The organism is Neobacillus drentensis (assembly GCF_021560175.1).
Lineage (GTDB): Bacteria > Bacillota > Bacilli > Bacillales > Cytobacillaceae > Neobacillus > Neobacillus drentensis_A.
The window spans coordinates 412,340-425,736 of the sequence record NZ_CP091110.1; the positions used below are offsets into that span (position 1 = coordinate 412,340).

The following is a 13,397-nucleotide window of genomic DNA, read 5'->3' on the forward strand; positions in this document are numbered from 1 at the left end:
TGATAAAACTAGTGATGATGTAAATGTGATTTTACCGGAGACCATCACTTGACGAGGTGATCAACATGTCAGGGAAGATTCCGGGCGTTAACATGACAACGCTGAGTGCTTTGTCTGAACCAAATCGTATGAATATCGTCGAACTTTTGCGTGACGGTCCCCTGACCGTGGGGGAAATCGCCGACCAGCTGGGATTGAGGCAGCCACAAACTTCGAAGCATCTAAAAGTGCTAAGCGACAACGGGATTGTGGAAGTTCAGGCAGAAGCTAACCGGCGCATCTACAAGCTCCGTTCAGAGCCCTTCCAAGAGCTGGATTCTTGGATACAGTCTTTCCGGCGCGTGATGCAAGAAAGATTCGACAACCTAGATGATTATTTGAAGGAATTGCAGAACAAGGAAAAATCTTAAGAGCATTTCATGTTCAAGGAGGAATTACGATGTCAAACAACGCAATGGTATCAAGAGTAGAGAATGACCGGGTACTGGTACTGGAACGCATTTTCGATGCGCCACGCGATCTAGTATTCAAGATGTTTAAAGAACCGGAGCATCTGAAACGCTGGTGGGGACCTAGGGGCTGGGAGATTCCGGTCTGCACCGTCGATTTCCATCCGGGAGGCGTTTGGCATTACTGTATGAAGTGTGTCGATCAGAATCAAGGTCAATTTTTTGGTATGGAATCCTGGGGCAAAGGGGTTTATAAGGAGATTATCGAGCCGGAGAAAATTGTCTACACCGATTACTTTTCGGATGCCGAAGGCAATTTGAATGACTCCATGCCGTCCACCGAGATCACATTGGAATTCATTGATTTGGCTGGAAAGACAAAACTGATAAACCGTGCTGAATATGTTTCCGAAGAGTCCCTTAAGACTGTTATGGACATGGGCATGGTGCAGGGCATCACCGAAACTTGGGATCGTTTGGATGAGCTAGTAGAGAGGCTGAAGTAGATTTACCTTACCACTGTTTTAAGCGTTAGTAAGGCTTTGGAGCATTGAGTTTAGTAATTACTTTTATAAGGGAGTGTAAAAATTAATGATTAATCAAGTTGGTCAAATCATGTTGTATGTTAATAACCAAGATGAAGCAAAAGAGTTTTGGACAGAAAAAGTAGGGTTTATTGTCATTTCAGAGGAAGACAATGGGCAAGGTTTCAGATATATTGAAATTGCTCCAACTAAAGAAGCTGAAACAAGCATTATTCTCCATAATAAGGAATTTATTGCGAAAATGTCACCTGAATTAAATCTTGGAACACCTTCTTTAATGTTCTTCTCGAATAATTTCGATCATTTATATAGTGACTTATCAAACAAAAACGTTACAGTCGGAGAAATTGTAAATATGCCTTCAGGTAGAGTATTTAATTTTGCAGATAGTGAAAATAATTACTTTGCCGTAATGGAAAAAATGTAAATTATATTCGACTTAAGAGTGCGATGCTTGATTAAAGGCATCGCCTTTTCGCTGTGTTAATGTAAGAAAAAGATTGTGAAGATTTACACTTAAAGTAACGTGGTTGCTAAGTCAGCCATTTTTTTGGTTCCACTAACGAAGCAGTTTAGTTAAAGGAGGAATTATTTGAAAAAAAAAGAGAATAATGCATTTTATTTCGCCAAAAAGCCAGTTTTAATATTAATCTTCATGAAAAAGCAGGAATATACCTTTCTTTTATCTAATCTTATTTAATGACAAACATGTAGAACATATGTTATGTTTTTATCCCTACATAATTTAAAAATAAAAAGAAGAGGTGTTTGAATATGAATAAAACAGAATTAGTGAATGCTGTTGTAAAACAAACAGAGTTAACAAAGAAAGATGCTGCAAATGCGGTCGATGCATTGTTTGAAACCATCTCTAATACTCTTGCAAAAGAAGAGAAAATCCAGTTGATTGGATTTGGCACATTTGAGGTGCGTGAGCGTGCAGCTCGCACAGGTCGTAACCCACAAACTGGTGAAGAAATTCAGATTTCTGCTTCTAAAGTTCCAGCTTTTAAACCAGGCAAGGAATTAAAAGAAGCTGTTAAATAAGTTTGTATAGTTCTTAAAGAATTGGCTCTAAGGTATGATCCCTAGAGCCTTTTTGTGTTTGAAATAGAGTGTCTATTCAGGGAGGCTTTTTGGACATACGGCTATATTATTAAAGAGATCAGGAGGAATTAGAATACTTATCAAAGTAGACGATTGTGAAGATTTTCACTTAAACTAAATGGGCAGTTTAGTTTAAGTGAAATTATTCACATTTTACATTATTATGTTATTTACGAAAATTTTTAGGGTAATGCTTCTCCCTAGAAAATTATCCTTTTCCTCAATGAAAAAAAGACCCCTCCAAATATCAGGGGGAAGCCAAGCTTTTTAACTGACTCTGATAAAAAATTCCTTCGTCAAACTTTTTACTCCCTCTTTCTATATGATAAATAGTCTAAAAATTTCTTGGACGCAAGTGAAAGTGATTTTTGTTCTCTCATAGCAACACCAATATTTCTAAAAGCAGGAAATTCAAGCTCTTTCGCTATAATTTTGTGTGGAATACGCTGTAATATCAATTCTGGTAATATACTGATTCCTAGCCCATTTTCCACCATAGACATAATTGCATAGTCATCCCATGTTGTAAAATTAATATGTGGTGTAATATGGTGCCTCTCAAAAATTTCAGAGATTTCTGCTTTTGCCCCCTTTTCCAACAGCATAAACGGACTGTTCTGTAAGCCGTTGATGGGAAACTTTTCGCAATTAGCAAGTGGATGATTTTGTGGAATCACTACCATCAAACGGTCTTGCTCCAAAAATATTGTTTCAAGTTCTGCTTTTGTCGGTAGCCGCAAAAATCCAAAGTCAACACGCCCATTTAGGATCCAACTCTCAATTTCTGTATAATCACCAAGCAGAAATTCAAAATCAATCATTGGGTAATCCTTCTTAAAGAATTTAACAATGTTAGGGAGCCAATGAGATGCTACGCTGGAAAATGTCCCAATTCGAATCATCCCAGATTCCATATTATTTAATTCTTTGATTTGTTTCATTAAGATTTCATACTCATTGCAAATTCGCTTTAATTGGGGCAGTAACTTTAAACCATCTGAGGTTAAATTGATACCGGCACGTCCTCTTTCAAAAAGGAAAATTCCCCATTCCTTTTCTAAATCGTTAATCATACGGCTAATCCCAGACTGTGAATAATCCAATATTTCGGCAGCTTTTGTAAAACTACCCAATTCTACTGCTTTGACAAATGCCATATATTTTTGGATATTCATATCTCTTTCCTCATCCTATCTGATTTTGTCATACATTCCATGATAAACATTCGTTTTTGTAATGCATGTGATTATGATATATTTTTACTATTAAATATTCAAGTTAGGAAAGGAAAAGGTGTAAAACGATGTTTTTTGTGAGTGATATTATGGAAAAAGCCCCAGACAGCTACAAGTCTCATCTACATGAAACGGTCTATGAATCATTGATAAAATTACAGATTCCATTTGAACGAGTGAGTACAGATGAAGCAATTTCAATGGAGGACTGTATTGAGATCAATCGAAAATTGGAAATGAAAATGGTAAAAACGCTGTTCCTCTGTAATAGTAAAAAGACAGAATTTTATTTATTTGTAACGACCGCAAATAAATCATTCAAAGCAAAAGATTTCAGCAATGCACTCGGCATATCACGCGTCCCCTTTGCTCCTGCGGAACTAATGGAACAAATTCTGGGCGTAAAAATCGGAGCTGCTACAGTATTTGGTGTTTTAATGGACAAGGAATATCTTGTGCAGGTGGGTTTCGATAAGGATGTGCTTTTGGAAGAGTGGTATGGATGTAGCGATGGAACTACAACCGGATATATGAAGGTCAAAACAGTGCTGATCGTCAATAACTTCCTAACCTATGCAAAGCACATTCCGAAAGTAATCGAAATGTGAAATTCATAAAAAGAATGGTGATTATACTGCCCCATTTCTCCTGTTTGGTTCGTTGCAAGGTTCATTATGATTTCCGGCGTGGCGATGGGTGCAAACTGGATATTTTTATTTGAAACATTCGCACAAATCAGTGTAATTTTTGCCACCCTTTAATATTATTGCTGTCATATAATCGCTTATATTAACAATAGATTTAGAATCTGCAAATTATAAGTTGTTTCGCGGATTCGTAGGAGTAGATTATGATATCTAAAATTCAGTTTATATTATCAATGATTATTTTCGGTACAATTGGTTTAGTTGTTCGAAACATTGATCTATCTTCGAGCGAAAGAGCTTTACTAAGCAGTTTCATAGGATGCTTATTTTTACTGCTAATATTCTTCATGATGAAGAAAAAAATATCATGGAATATAGTTAAATCTAATGCTTTATTTTTGATTCTTTCAAGTATTGCATTGGGAGGAAATTGGATTTTTTTTTATCAATCGTATGACCATACGACGATTGCCATTGCAACGCTGGGTTATTACTTTGCACCTGTATTTGTCATGATTCTTTCTCCCTTTTTACTTCGGGAACAATTATCCATCAAGAAAATTGTGTGTATTGGTGTAGCGATCATAGGGATGTTAATGATCTTAGGAGAAGGCGTGAGAGCATCCAGCTCAGACGATCTTCTTGGACTTTCTTTTGGATTAATCGCGGCTGCATTTTATGCTGCGTTATTGCTTTTAAATAAATTCATTAAAGATATGGGAAAGTTAGAGCTAACCATTATTCAGCTTGGAACAACTACTATACTCCTAATGCCATATGTTTTCTTGACTTCCGGCTTTGGTATCTTTGAAATATCAGGTTCTTCCGTTCCTTTTATTTTAATTTTAGGGATTATCAATACAGGGATTGGATTCTGGTTATTTTTCTCTGGTATGGAAAAATTAAGAGGGCAAAGTATAGCTATGCTAAGTTATGTAGACCCATTTGTAGCTATATTGATTTCTGCTATTGTCCTCCATGAACAAATGACAATTAATCAAATGCTGGGTGGTGCACTCCTGTTGGGTTCTACATTTGTTAGTGAAACTAAATTTATTAGATTATCCAAGCAGAGCACAAAAATCTTATCGAAATAGTGATAAGAGCAGTGGGGCATTTTTCACCACTGCTCTTATTTTATTCTATCTATAATAACTAAAAAATATTAATATCTTCATTACTCTACTGCTTCGTATTAAAAATATGGTTTATTGTCACTTATATTTTCTGATGGAATCGTAGCATGAAGTATGTTACATAATGTTGTAATTCCATGAGTTAATAATTCCTCATTTATATAGGAGTAACTAACTCTTAAATGATTATTTTCTTGTCCTGCTGGGTAACATGCTGATCCTGGTAAAAATGTTATTTGTCGTTTTTTTGCCTCTAATAAAAGATAGTGACTATCAATCGAAGATGGTAGATTGATCCATAAATTTAGCCCACCTTCCGGTATTAGCCATGATACTCCTTCAGGAGCATGGTTTGTAAGTAATTCAAGCACCAAATCTCTTCGAATTCTTAGAGCCGTCCGCAATTTCTTCGTGTGATCTACCATTCTTTTAGAGTTAATTAAAGGAAGAATTGCCTTTTGTGTGAGTAAAGGACTTCCTAAATCAGCATTTGCCTTTGCTGCCAATAAACGATTGAAAATGGAGCCTGAAGCTGTTAATATTCCTATCCTACAGCTCGGTGCAATGGTCTTACTTAATCCTCTTAAATAAATCACATGCCCGAACTGATCCATACTTTTAAGGGGAACAGGTGGTTTCTTTTCAAAATAAATTTCACTGCATGGATCGTCCTCCACAATAATACATTGGATGCTTTGAGCTATATCAAGTAACTGCTTACGTCGTTTTAAAGTCATAACAACACCTGTTGGATTATGAAAAGTAGGAATCGTAAAGATAATTTTAGGTTTATGTTTTTCGCACACATTTTGGAGTATATCTATTCGCATTCCATCCTTATCAATAGGCACAGTGAGTATAGTAGCACCCCTTCCACTAAAAATATCTATTGCTCCAGGGTAGGTCGGAGCTTCCATTACCACAACATCACCGGGTCCGACAAATGTACGAGCAATAAGATCAATACCTTGTTGAAGACCACTTGTAACTAAGATGTTTTCTGGTGTCGAGAGGACCCCTGTCCTTTTTAAATACTCAGACATTTTACTTCTTAGTTGACTATCACCTTGGATGTCTCCATATAAAGACAATAACTCTGGGTTTTCTGAAAGAACTCGTTGAACCTCATGCTCGAAGTATCGATTTGGTAAAAGTTTTGGATCTATCATAGATGAGGAAAGATGGACCTTTTGAGTCCCGATATGATAACGAGCAAACTGGGACCTGGGTAAATAATCTTGAAGCGATAATTGCCAATCGTATGAAGGAATTGCTTCTTTTTCTCCCATTTCCTCCTTTATTTTAGCATTTACAAAAGTACCTTTTCCTTGGGTAGAAGTAATAAAACCATCTTGTTCTAATTGCTTGTACGCCTTGACAACAGTAACCAAACTTACTTCCAGTTGTTTTGAAAGGTTGCGTACTGAGGGCAACGTCAATCCTTCTTCCAAAAGTCCTGAACGGATACGGTCAACAATTGATTGATATATTTGGTTAGAAAGTGAGATTCCAGTATTTCTTTGGATATTAATTTGCATAATAAATTACCCCTTAGTGTTATGTATCTATTAAGTGTTATGCATAGTTAGTTCAATTTAACAAAGTAAATGATAATAAATTTATTTTAACACTTAAAGGAATTTTAATCATATTGCTCTTCTACAAAGTGAGATAAATGCTGATATATAAGAAATTATCGTATGTGAGAATACACAAGGAAATACTCTCAACTCTAATGAGTGCCATATTTTAGTGTTATACAATAGGGTTGAGTGTTATATATTTGTCGAAGTAATATATAACAAATATAGTTGAACAAAACATTATAAAGGAAAGAAGATGTAGGAAATGGAAAAGATAAATTTAGATTGGGAAAGCTTGGGATTTTCTTATAGAAAGACAGATAAACGATATGTTGCTAATTTTAAGGAAGGAAAATGGGATGAGGGCATCTTAACAGAGGATCACAACATTGTTTTAAACGAATGTGCGGGTGTGCTTCAGTATGCCCAGACTTGCTTTGAAGGGATGAAAGCATATACAACAAAAGACGGAAAAATTGTTATTTTTCGCCCTGAATTAAATGCACAGCGTTTGGAAGATTCTGCGAAGAGAATTCATATTGCTCCATTTCCAAAAGATCGGTTTGTGGATGCCGTTGTACAGACAGTAAAAGCGAACGCTGCATTTGTACCGCCGTATGGCTATGGTGGTTCCTTATATATTCGACCTTATCTATTTGGAACCAACCCAACTATTGGGGTTAAGCCTGCTGAAGAATTTCAATTCAGAATATTTACTACACCGGTTGGTCCTTATTTTAAAGATGGAGTAAAGCCCCTTACCCTCTGTGTTAGTGATTATGACCGTGCCGCACCTCATGGAACCGGAAATGCTAAGTTAGGACTTAACTATGCCATGAGTCTTCATGCACTCGTAACAGCAAAGGTAAATGGATTTGATGAAAATATGTTTTTGGATTCTGCAACTAGGACAAAAGTAGAAGAAACAGGCGGAGCTAACTTCATATTTGTTACAAAGGAAAATAAACTAGTTACCCCGAAATCAGAATCCATTCTTCCTTCTATTACACTTCGATCATTGATGGTAATTGCGAAAGAATATCTTGGGCTTGAAGTTGAGGAAAGAGTAGTATACTTTGAGGAAGTGAAAGATTTTGCTGAATGTGGTTTGTGTGGAACAGCAGCTGTTATTTCACCTGTAGGTAAAATAATTGATCATGGAAACGAAATATGCTTCTCTAGCGGTATGGCAGAAATGGGACCAATAACTAAAAAGTTATACGATACTCTTACCGGGATCCAGTTAGGGCACATTAAAGCCCCTGAAGGTTGGATTAAGATGATTGAATAATCCTCTGAGAAAGTCTTAAATGATAGTTATTATTATTTTACAAGGAGAATAATTGGAGGAGAGCTTGTGAAGCAAAAACAGTTAATACTAACTTATAGTTTATTGTTTTTTACTATGGTTATTTGGGGACTCAATATAGTTATAATTAAAGTATTGGTGGAAGTTTTGCCTCCACAAACAATGACAGCATTTCGAATTATGATTGCTGGGATTACAGCATTAATCATTATCGCTCGTGGAAAATCCCTTCGCCGATTATCGAAAAGAGAATGGAGTTATACACTGCTTGGGATGTTATTTGGGGTAATGCTACATCACTCGCTTTTAGCTGTAGGGTTAACAATGATTGACGCTTCTAATGCTTCTTTAATTCTTGCATTAGTACCGCTTACAACAGCAATACTTGCCGCTTTCTTCTTAGGTGAAAAATTAACAAGTTGGCGAATGATAGGTATTATTCTCGCATTTACCGGTGTGTTTTTTATTCAAGGCGGTTCATTCAATAGTATGCAATTATCTAAAGGAGAATTGTATTTATTTATTGCAATGTTGGTCCAAGCCATTAGTTTTATTTTCGTGAAAAGAGCAACAGAAACACTTGATTCCAAACAGTTAACAACAATAATGTCCTTAGCAGGCTCAGTTGGTTTGTTGATCATCAGTTTTATAACAGAACCTGGTGGAGTCCATGAAATGACTTCTGCCTCTGTATTTATTTACTTTTTATTTATCGTGTCAGGGGTGGTGTCAACAGGTGTGGGGTATATTGTTTTTTATGGAGCTATTCAGCAGATAGGGGCAGGGCAAGCCGCCTTATTTGATAATCTTGTTCCGTTTTTTGGTCTTGTATTCTCCGCACTTTTTTTAAATGAAGCCATTACAGCTTCACAATTAACTGGATTTGTGTTTATTATGGCTGGAATTCTATTTGGGACAGGATATAGTGAAAAACTATGGGAGAAAAAGCATAAATGGATTAATAATACAAAAAAGAGAGTTGGATAACCTATACTCTTCATAGTATAGCATTTTGAGGTTCTTATTTCTAAACCTTACGAGAAATTTTGTTATAGAAATTAATAAACAACTTATCATGAAAAAGCTAGTAAGGAATCAACATATAATACAGGTCAGACTATACACATTAATAGCGGTATGTGTATTAAAAAGGAGAGGCTAAGTTTCACTTTTTGCTTATATTGTGAAATATTGTACTTAGACAAACGGGTGCAAGAGTTAAAGAAAGTGATCGCTGCGGCGGTCTTTTTTCTTGTGGTGCTAACGGGCAGGTTAGTTGAAGAAGAAATAGTTAAGATTGCATTAGAATAGGGTGAAACGGATATTTAACAGGGAACTCAAATAAAGAGATATATTAACCTAAAAAGGTTTCTTAAGAACATACTTAAACAAATGTGGCAGCCTATTAAAATCAAACGTTCCCTGCAAGTGCAAGTCAGGAGGAGGGTATTTATATGTCCTTAAGTGCGTATGATTTATTAACTTCACATCAGGTCCATAAGAAATCTGATAAGTCATTTTGTCCTTGCCAACTAGAACGTGATGACCACCATCGTCTGGTTCGATTTCAAATGTAATCTCCAATACATTGCCAAAGGGGTGATTTCTTTTTGTTTCAACCACATCAATGTTCTGTGGAGTAACTTGCGGATAAAGGTCCTTTAAAATCTTGGGATGATAATATTTATTCAAATCTTCTCTGATATAAGGAGTTAGCATAATCATAAGCATATCCTGTAACCGAAGTTCTTTGGAATCTTGAGTTGGTTTATCTGCTAAAGCTGTTGTTTGAAAAGATGTAATTAGAAGAGAGATTATAAAAGTGATTAGTAGCTTTTTCATTTAAGCACACCTCTTTAAGGCTATTTAGTTGTATTATTACCCTTTTCTGAATAAGGTATGTGGTTATTAGCCTAACAGGTCATACTAAGATAAAAAGGTGTGGCTTTATGAAACAAACATTTTTTCTTTTAACATTAATTTCTGTAATCATTCTTACAGGTTTTGTTAAGAAAGACCAAGACAAATGCCTTCATTGTAAAGAATGCTATGATACCGCTTTGGATGACGGTTATAGGATGGGTTATGGCACAGGAACTGTAAATGAAAGGTATCGAATCGCAAGAAGCCTGATTCAATTAGGAAAAACGGATGAAGAACTTGTTCACATGATTCCAACAAGCTATGTGGAATTAAAGGACGTAAGAGAGCAGCTCAAACTCTATCATGGTTATTTTGAGTTTGAGGTATCAAGATACGAGAAAGCAAGAGCACTTTTAAATGAAGGTAAATCAAACGAAGAGATTGTAGAAAAAACAACCTTAAGTTTCTATGAATTAGAATTGGTGAAACAACAACTTAAGCAAAATAATGGAAAATTCAAATGGGAAGTGAGTAACTAAGGGACTTAAGCGAAAGCGATAAGTCTTTGTGAACTTAACAAAAATATTGTGAAGAAATGTACTTAAGCTAACGGGTAGCGATTGTTCAATAAGAACAGTCGCTTTTTCTTGTTCCCCCTTACGTGGCGGAATAGTTATAAATAATGAATCATAAAAAGGAGGATGAATAATGGCATCGATCGAAAGGAAAATGATGGATAATGCTTTAAAAAAGGTTGTGATACCCTTCTTAAGCAACAAGGATTTAAAGGTTCATTACCTCATTTTAGACGAATAAATGAAAAGAATATTGAATTAATAACTTTTCAATTTAACAAATGGGGAGGTTCGTTTGTTGTCGAGTTAGCAGTTTGTCCAATACAAGGTGTAACAATGGATTTTGGGGAAAACATACCAGCAAACAAAGTTACTGCCCATGATATAGACAAACGTTTTAGGTTGGGGGCAAAATCCGAAGATGAAGACGGAATATGGTTTGATTATGAGAATGCAAAAACTGAGGAAGACTTTGAGAAAGTTGCATTAAACGTTGAAAATTTACTAAATATTTCAGATAGTTTATGGATTTCAAAGTTATTCAACTAAAGGAGGCGTTTCTATAATAAGTAGAGAAGCTTTTTTCTTATTGAAGTAACGGGGCAGATTAGCTTCAAAATGGAATTGTTGTTGACAGGGTTATATTTCCTATGTCCATATATAGAACCATTCGGTTAATATAATAATGATGATATTATTTGGAATGGAGGGAAATGCCTTTAATGATCAACCTCAAAATGCCTAGAGGATACTTATTAAGATTTTTGTATTTTTGTTTGCTCTATTTGCTATATATATATTAGTGGGTGAGATTTGGTTCACAACGTTATATACCCACGAAAATTGGATAAACTTAAGCGGAATTATAATAATCGCTATTCTATTGGTTCCCATTTATACATTTATAAACACAAGATTATCCTTTGGGAAAATGAGATTTATATTTTATATACCCCTCCTCCCATCCTTTATTGGAGCGTTGTTGTTTCATCCAATTGAATCCAGCCTTTTCCCAAATCTATATACACAAGACGACTTAGGTGCAGGGATTCTTATGTTTATGATTGCTATTCCACATTGGGCTGCTATGATCCTCTCTTTTTTCTTATCCGATAAATTAAAAATGCGATGAATAAAAGGTTGGATATCCTGTGCGATTCTTCAAGAAGAAGATCGCTTTTTTCCTATTACAAGAAAGATTGTGAAATGTTGTACTTAAACTATATGGGCAGATTAGTTTAATAAGGACATTGTTGTGGCTGGGTTAATTTTCTTATATTCATATTCAACCATTCGATTATAATAATAATGAACATTATCAGCTAATTTTTTAGGGTGTGGAGTATGGATAAAAAGAATTTTATTACTATTTTTATAGTATATGTAACTTTAGATATTATGAAGGGGTTTGAAATACCTCACTTATGGATTCTTAACCAATTATTTAAATTAGTAGCTTGTTTCGTTGTGCTTTTTCTTTTTGCACTTATTTGGAGTGGCATTACAAAGGAGAAATTTTGAACGAATTAACTCTTCCCTCTTAAGCTAACGGGTGCAATACTTTAACAATGGTATAAAATCAAATAGGTTATTTGGGCATTAAGAGGAGAATAGAATAGTGATGAAACACTGGAACCAGGTAAGACAAATATGGGAAGCAAGAAATGTCACAATTAAATCGGCAGAATCTTATATAGTTTTTTCATATGAGTATGTATTAAGGTTTGTAAAAGCTGAAAACCAAGTAAACATTGTTATTCAATTATTGGAATGTTCCCAGTTGTTATTTGATAAAAAGTCTTTTCAAGATATTGAAAGAATTGAACAAAGGTTTGAAAATGAACTAATTAAAGAAGACGAGGAAATGGACATCGAAATGAATTGGGATGACTACCTTCAAAGAACATATTACATAACAGGTAAGGTGCTTGCTGGTAGAACAATTAATAAAGAAGAAATTGAATGGTTAAAACGTTCTTTTTTTGAAGATTTTCCGAACTATTTGTTTTTATTAAACTATACCAAAGACTATAAGAGTTTTTTTCAGACCAATAAACTAGTGCAAAAAAAAAAATTACGAATTTATACTACTTATACATTGAGGAAAGCTAATTTTTTAATTCATTTTGCGATTTCACTTACAGTTCGTTAGCTGCTTTGGCAACTTTTATTTTTTCTTATGTCACTAACGGGCAGGTTAGTTCAACAAGAAAATCATATGTCATGGTTGTTGCATATGTCCGTAAAGCCTTTTATAAGTGCATTATTAATATAATGTTTGGTTACATTAAAAAAAATGGAAACAATTCGGAGAGAGGTAAGATTTACATATGGCTTCAAAGAGGCATAAATTATTAAATATATTTTTAATACTGATACCCTGGTTATCGTTGCTATTCATAGGTAAGCGTAGTATCAAACGTTATTCTTTAGCGAGTGGTTTTATAGCTATTTTTGAAATTATAAATCATTTGTATGGTCGTCAGAGGAAATGGTGGGTATTTTACGATAAGCCAAAATCTTTTATTAGGGATGAACTTCCTTTTGATATTGGTCCTTATTTGCCTATGTGTTTGTGGTTCCTTAAATTTTCATATGGAAATTTCAAAAAATTTATTTTGATTAATGCAATAGCGAATGGACTTTTTGCTTTTATCTTCATGCCTTTCTTAAAAAAAATTAAAATTGTCCGTCTAAAAAGGTTAAACTACTTTCAATTCTTTATATACATACATTACAAAGCGTATATATTGTATGTGGTCCAATATTTGGTCGAAAAAGTGAAAGGTTATAACGGTGTACTCAATAAATTGAGCTAAAGATACCCAACTAACGGGTCCAAGAGTTAAAGATGGGATGCCCACGGCTATCCCATTTTTCTTATTGCACTAATGGCAGGTTAGTTGAACAAGGATATTGGGTTTTTATGGTGAAAGAGGATTATAAGT

At 34.9% G+C, this 13,397-nt stretch carries 14 protein-coding genes and 1 pseudogene; 12 read left to right on the forward strand and 3 right to left on the reverse strand.

The features are described 5' to 3' along the window. Window positions 1-65 precede the first annotated feature (65 nt). From L1999_RS02045 to L1999_RS02060, 4 genes are all read left to right on the forward strand, one after another. Window positions 66-410 carry an ArsR/SmtB family transcription factor gene (locus L1999_RS02045; protein WP_235742009.1) on the forward strand — a complete coding sequence of 115 codons (345 nt, stop codon included), beginning with the start codon at window positions 66-68 and terminating at the stop codon, window positions 408-410. A 29-nt stretch (window positions 411-439) separates the two neighbouring features. Then, a complete protein-coding gene (locus L1999_RS02050; RefSeq protein ID WP_235742010.1) occupies window positions 440-955 on the forward strand; it encodes an SRPBCC domain-containing protein in 516 nt (171 codons plus the stop codon). 85 nt (window positions 956-1,040) lie between these two features. Then, window positions 1,041-1,421: a VOC family protein gene (locus L1999_RS02055; protein ID WP_235742011.1), complete on the forward strand. Its 381-nt coding sequence runs from the start codon at window positions 1,041-1,043 to the stop codon at window positions 1,419-1,421. A 347-nt stretch (window positions 1,422-1,768) separates the two neighbouring features. Continuing rightward, window positions 1,769-2,041, forward strand: a complete 273-nt coding sequence (locus L1999_RS02060; protein ID WP_235742012.1) for an HU family DNA-binding protein — start codon at window positions 1,769-1,771, stop codon at window positions 2,039-2,041. 365 nt (window positions 2,042-2,406) lie between these two features. Here the strand turns inward: L1999_RS02060 and L1999_RS02065 are convergent, their stop codons facing one another. Beyond that, window positions 2,407-3,276 carry a LysR family transcriptional regulator gene (locus tag L1999_RS02065; RefSeq protein ID WP_235742013.1) on the reverse strand — a complete coding sequence of 290 codons (870 nt, stop codon included), beginning with the start codon at window positions 3,274-3,276 and terminating at the stop codon, window positions 2,407-2,409. Between the two features lie 128 nt (window positions 3,277-3,404). Between L1999_RS02065 and L1999_RS02070 the strand changes: the two genes are divergently transcribed. Both L1999_RS02070 and L1999_RS02075 read left to right on the forward strand, forming a co-directional pair. Next, complete coding sequence (locus tag L1999_RS02070; RefSeq protein ID WP_235742014.1) at window positions 3,405-3,944, forward strand: YbaK/EbsC family protein; 540 nt, start codon at window positions 3,405-3,407, stop codon at window positions 3,942-3,944. A gap of 242 nt (window positions 3,945-4,186) precedes the next feature. Then, window positions 4,187-5,080, forward strand: a complete 894-nt coding sequence (locus L1999_RS02075) for a DMT family transporter (RefSeq protein ID WP_235742015.1) — start codon at window positions 4,187-4,189, stop codon at window positions 5,078-5,080. A gap of 98 nt (window positions 5,081-5,178) precedes the next feature. On the opposite strand, the gene L1999_RS02080 is transcribed toward L1999_RS02075, so the two are convergent. Next, window positions 5,179-6,657, reverse strand: coding sequence for a MocR-like pyridoxine biosynthesis transcription factor PdxR (locus L1999_RS02080; RefSeq protein ID WP_235742016.1), 1,479 nt, complete (start codon window positions 6,655-6,657; stop codon window positions 5,179-5,181). Between the two features lie 310 nt (window positions 6,658-6,967). On the opposite strand from L1999_RS02080, the gene L1999_RS02085 reads away from it, so the two are divergent. Next, window positions 6,968-7,993 (forward strand): branched-chain amino acid aminotransferase, encoded by a 1,026-nt coding sequence (locus tag L1999_RS02085; RefSeq protein WP_235742017.1) that lies wholly within the window; start codon window positions 6,968-6,970, stop codon window positions 7,991-7,993. A 66-nt stretch (window positions 7,994-8,059) separates the two neighbouring features. Continuing rightward, window positions 8,060-8,998, forward strand: coding sequence for a DMT family transporter (locus L1999_RS02090; RefSeq protein WP_235742018.1), 939 nt, complete (start codon window positions 8,060-8,062; stop codon window positions 8,996-8,998). 453 nt (window positions 8,999-9,451) lie between these two features. On the opposite strand, the pseudogene L1999_RS02095 reads toward L1999_RS02090, so the two are convergent. Further along, window positions 9,452-9,853 (reverse strand): annotated as a pseudogene (locus L1999_RS02095) (DUF3888 domain-containing protein); the annotation flags it as partial. 107 nt (window positions 9,854-9,960) lie between these two features. Between L1999_RS02095 and L1999_RS02100 the strand changes: the two are divergent. From L1999_RS02100 to L1999_RS02115, 4 genes are all read left to right on the forward strand, one after another. Further along, entirely contained in the window at window positions 9,961-10,413 is a 453-nt protein-coding gene (locus L1999_RS02100) for a hypothetical protein (protein ID WP_235742020.1), read from the forward strand. 273 nt (window positions 10,414-10,686) lie between these two features. After that, on the forward strand, window positions 10,687-10,998 hold the full coding sequence (locus tag L1999_RS02105) for a DUF4304 domain-containing protein (protein WP_235744212.1): 312 nt from the start codon (window positions 10,687-10,689) through the stop codon (window positions 10,996-10,998). Window positions 10,999-12,070: 1,072 nt separating this feature from the next. After that, the gene (locus L1999_RS02110; protein WP_235744213.1) at window positions 12,071-12,601 is read left to right on the forward strand and encodes a YxiJ family protein; all 531 of its coding nucleotides are present in this window, start codon (window positions 12,071-12,073) and stop codon (window positions 12,599-12,601) included. 178 nt (window positions 12,602-12,779) lie between these two features. Beyond that, window positions 12,780-13,268 (forward strand): hypothetical protein, encoded by a 489-nt coding sequence (locus L1999_RS02115; RefSeq protein WP_235742021.1) that lies wholly within the window; start codon window positions 12,780-12,782, stop codon window positions 13,266-13,268. The last annotated feature ends 129 nt before the right edge of the window (window positions 13,269-13,397 follow it).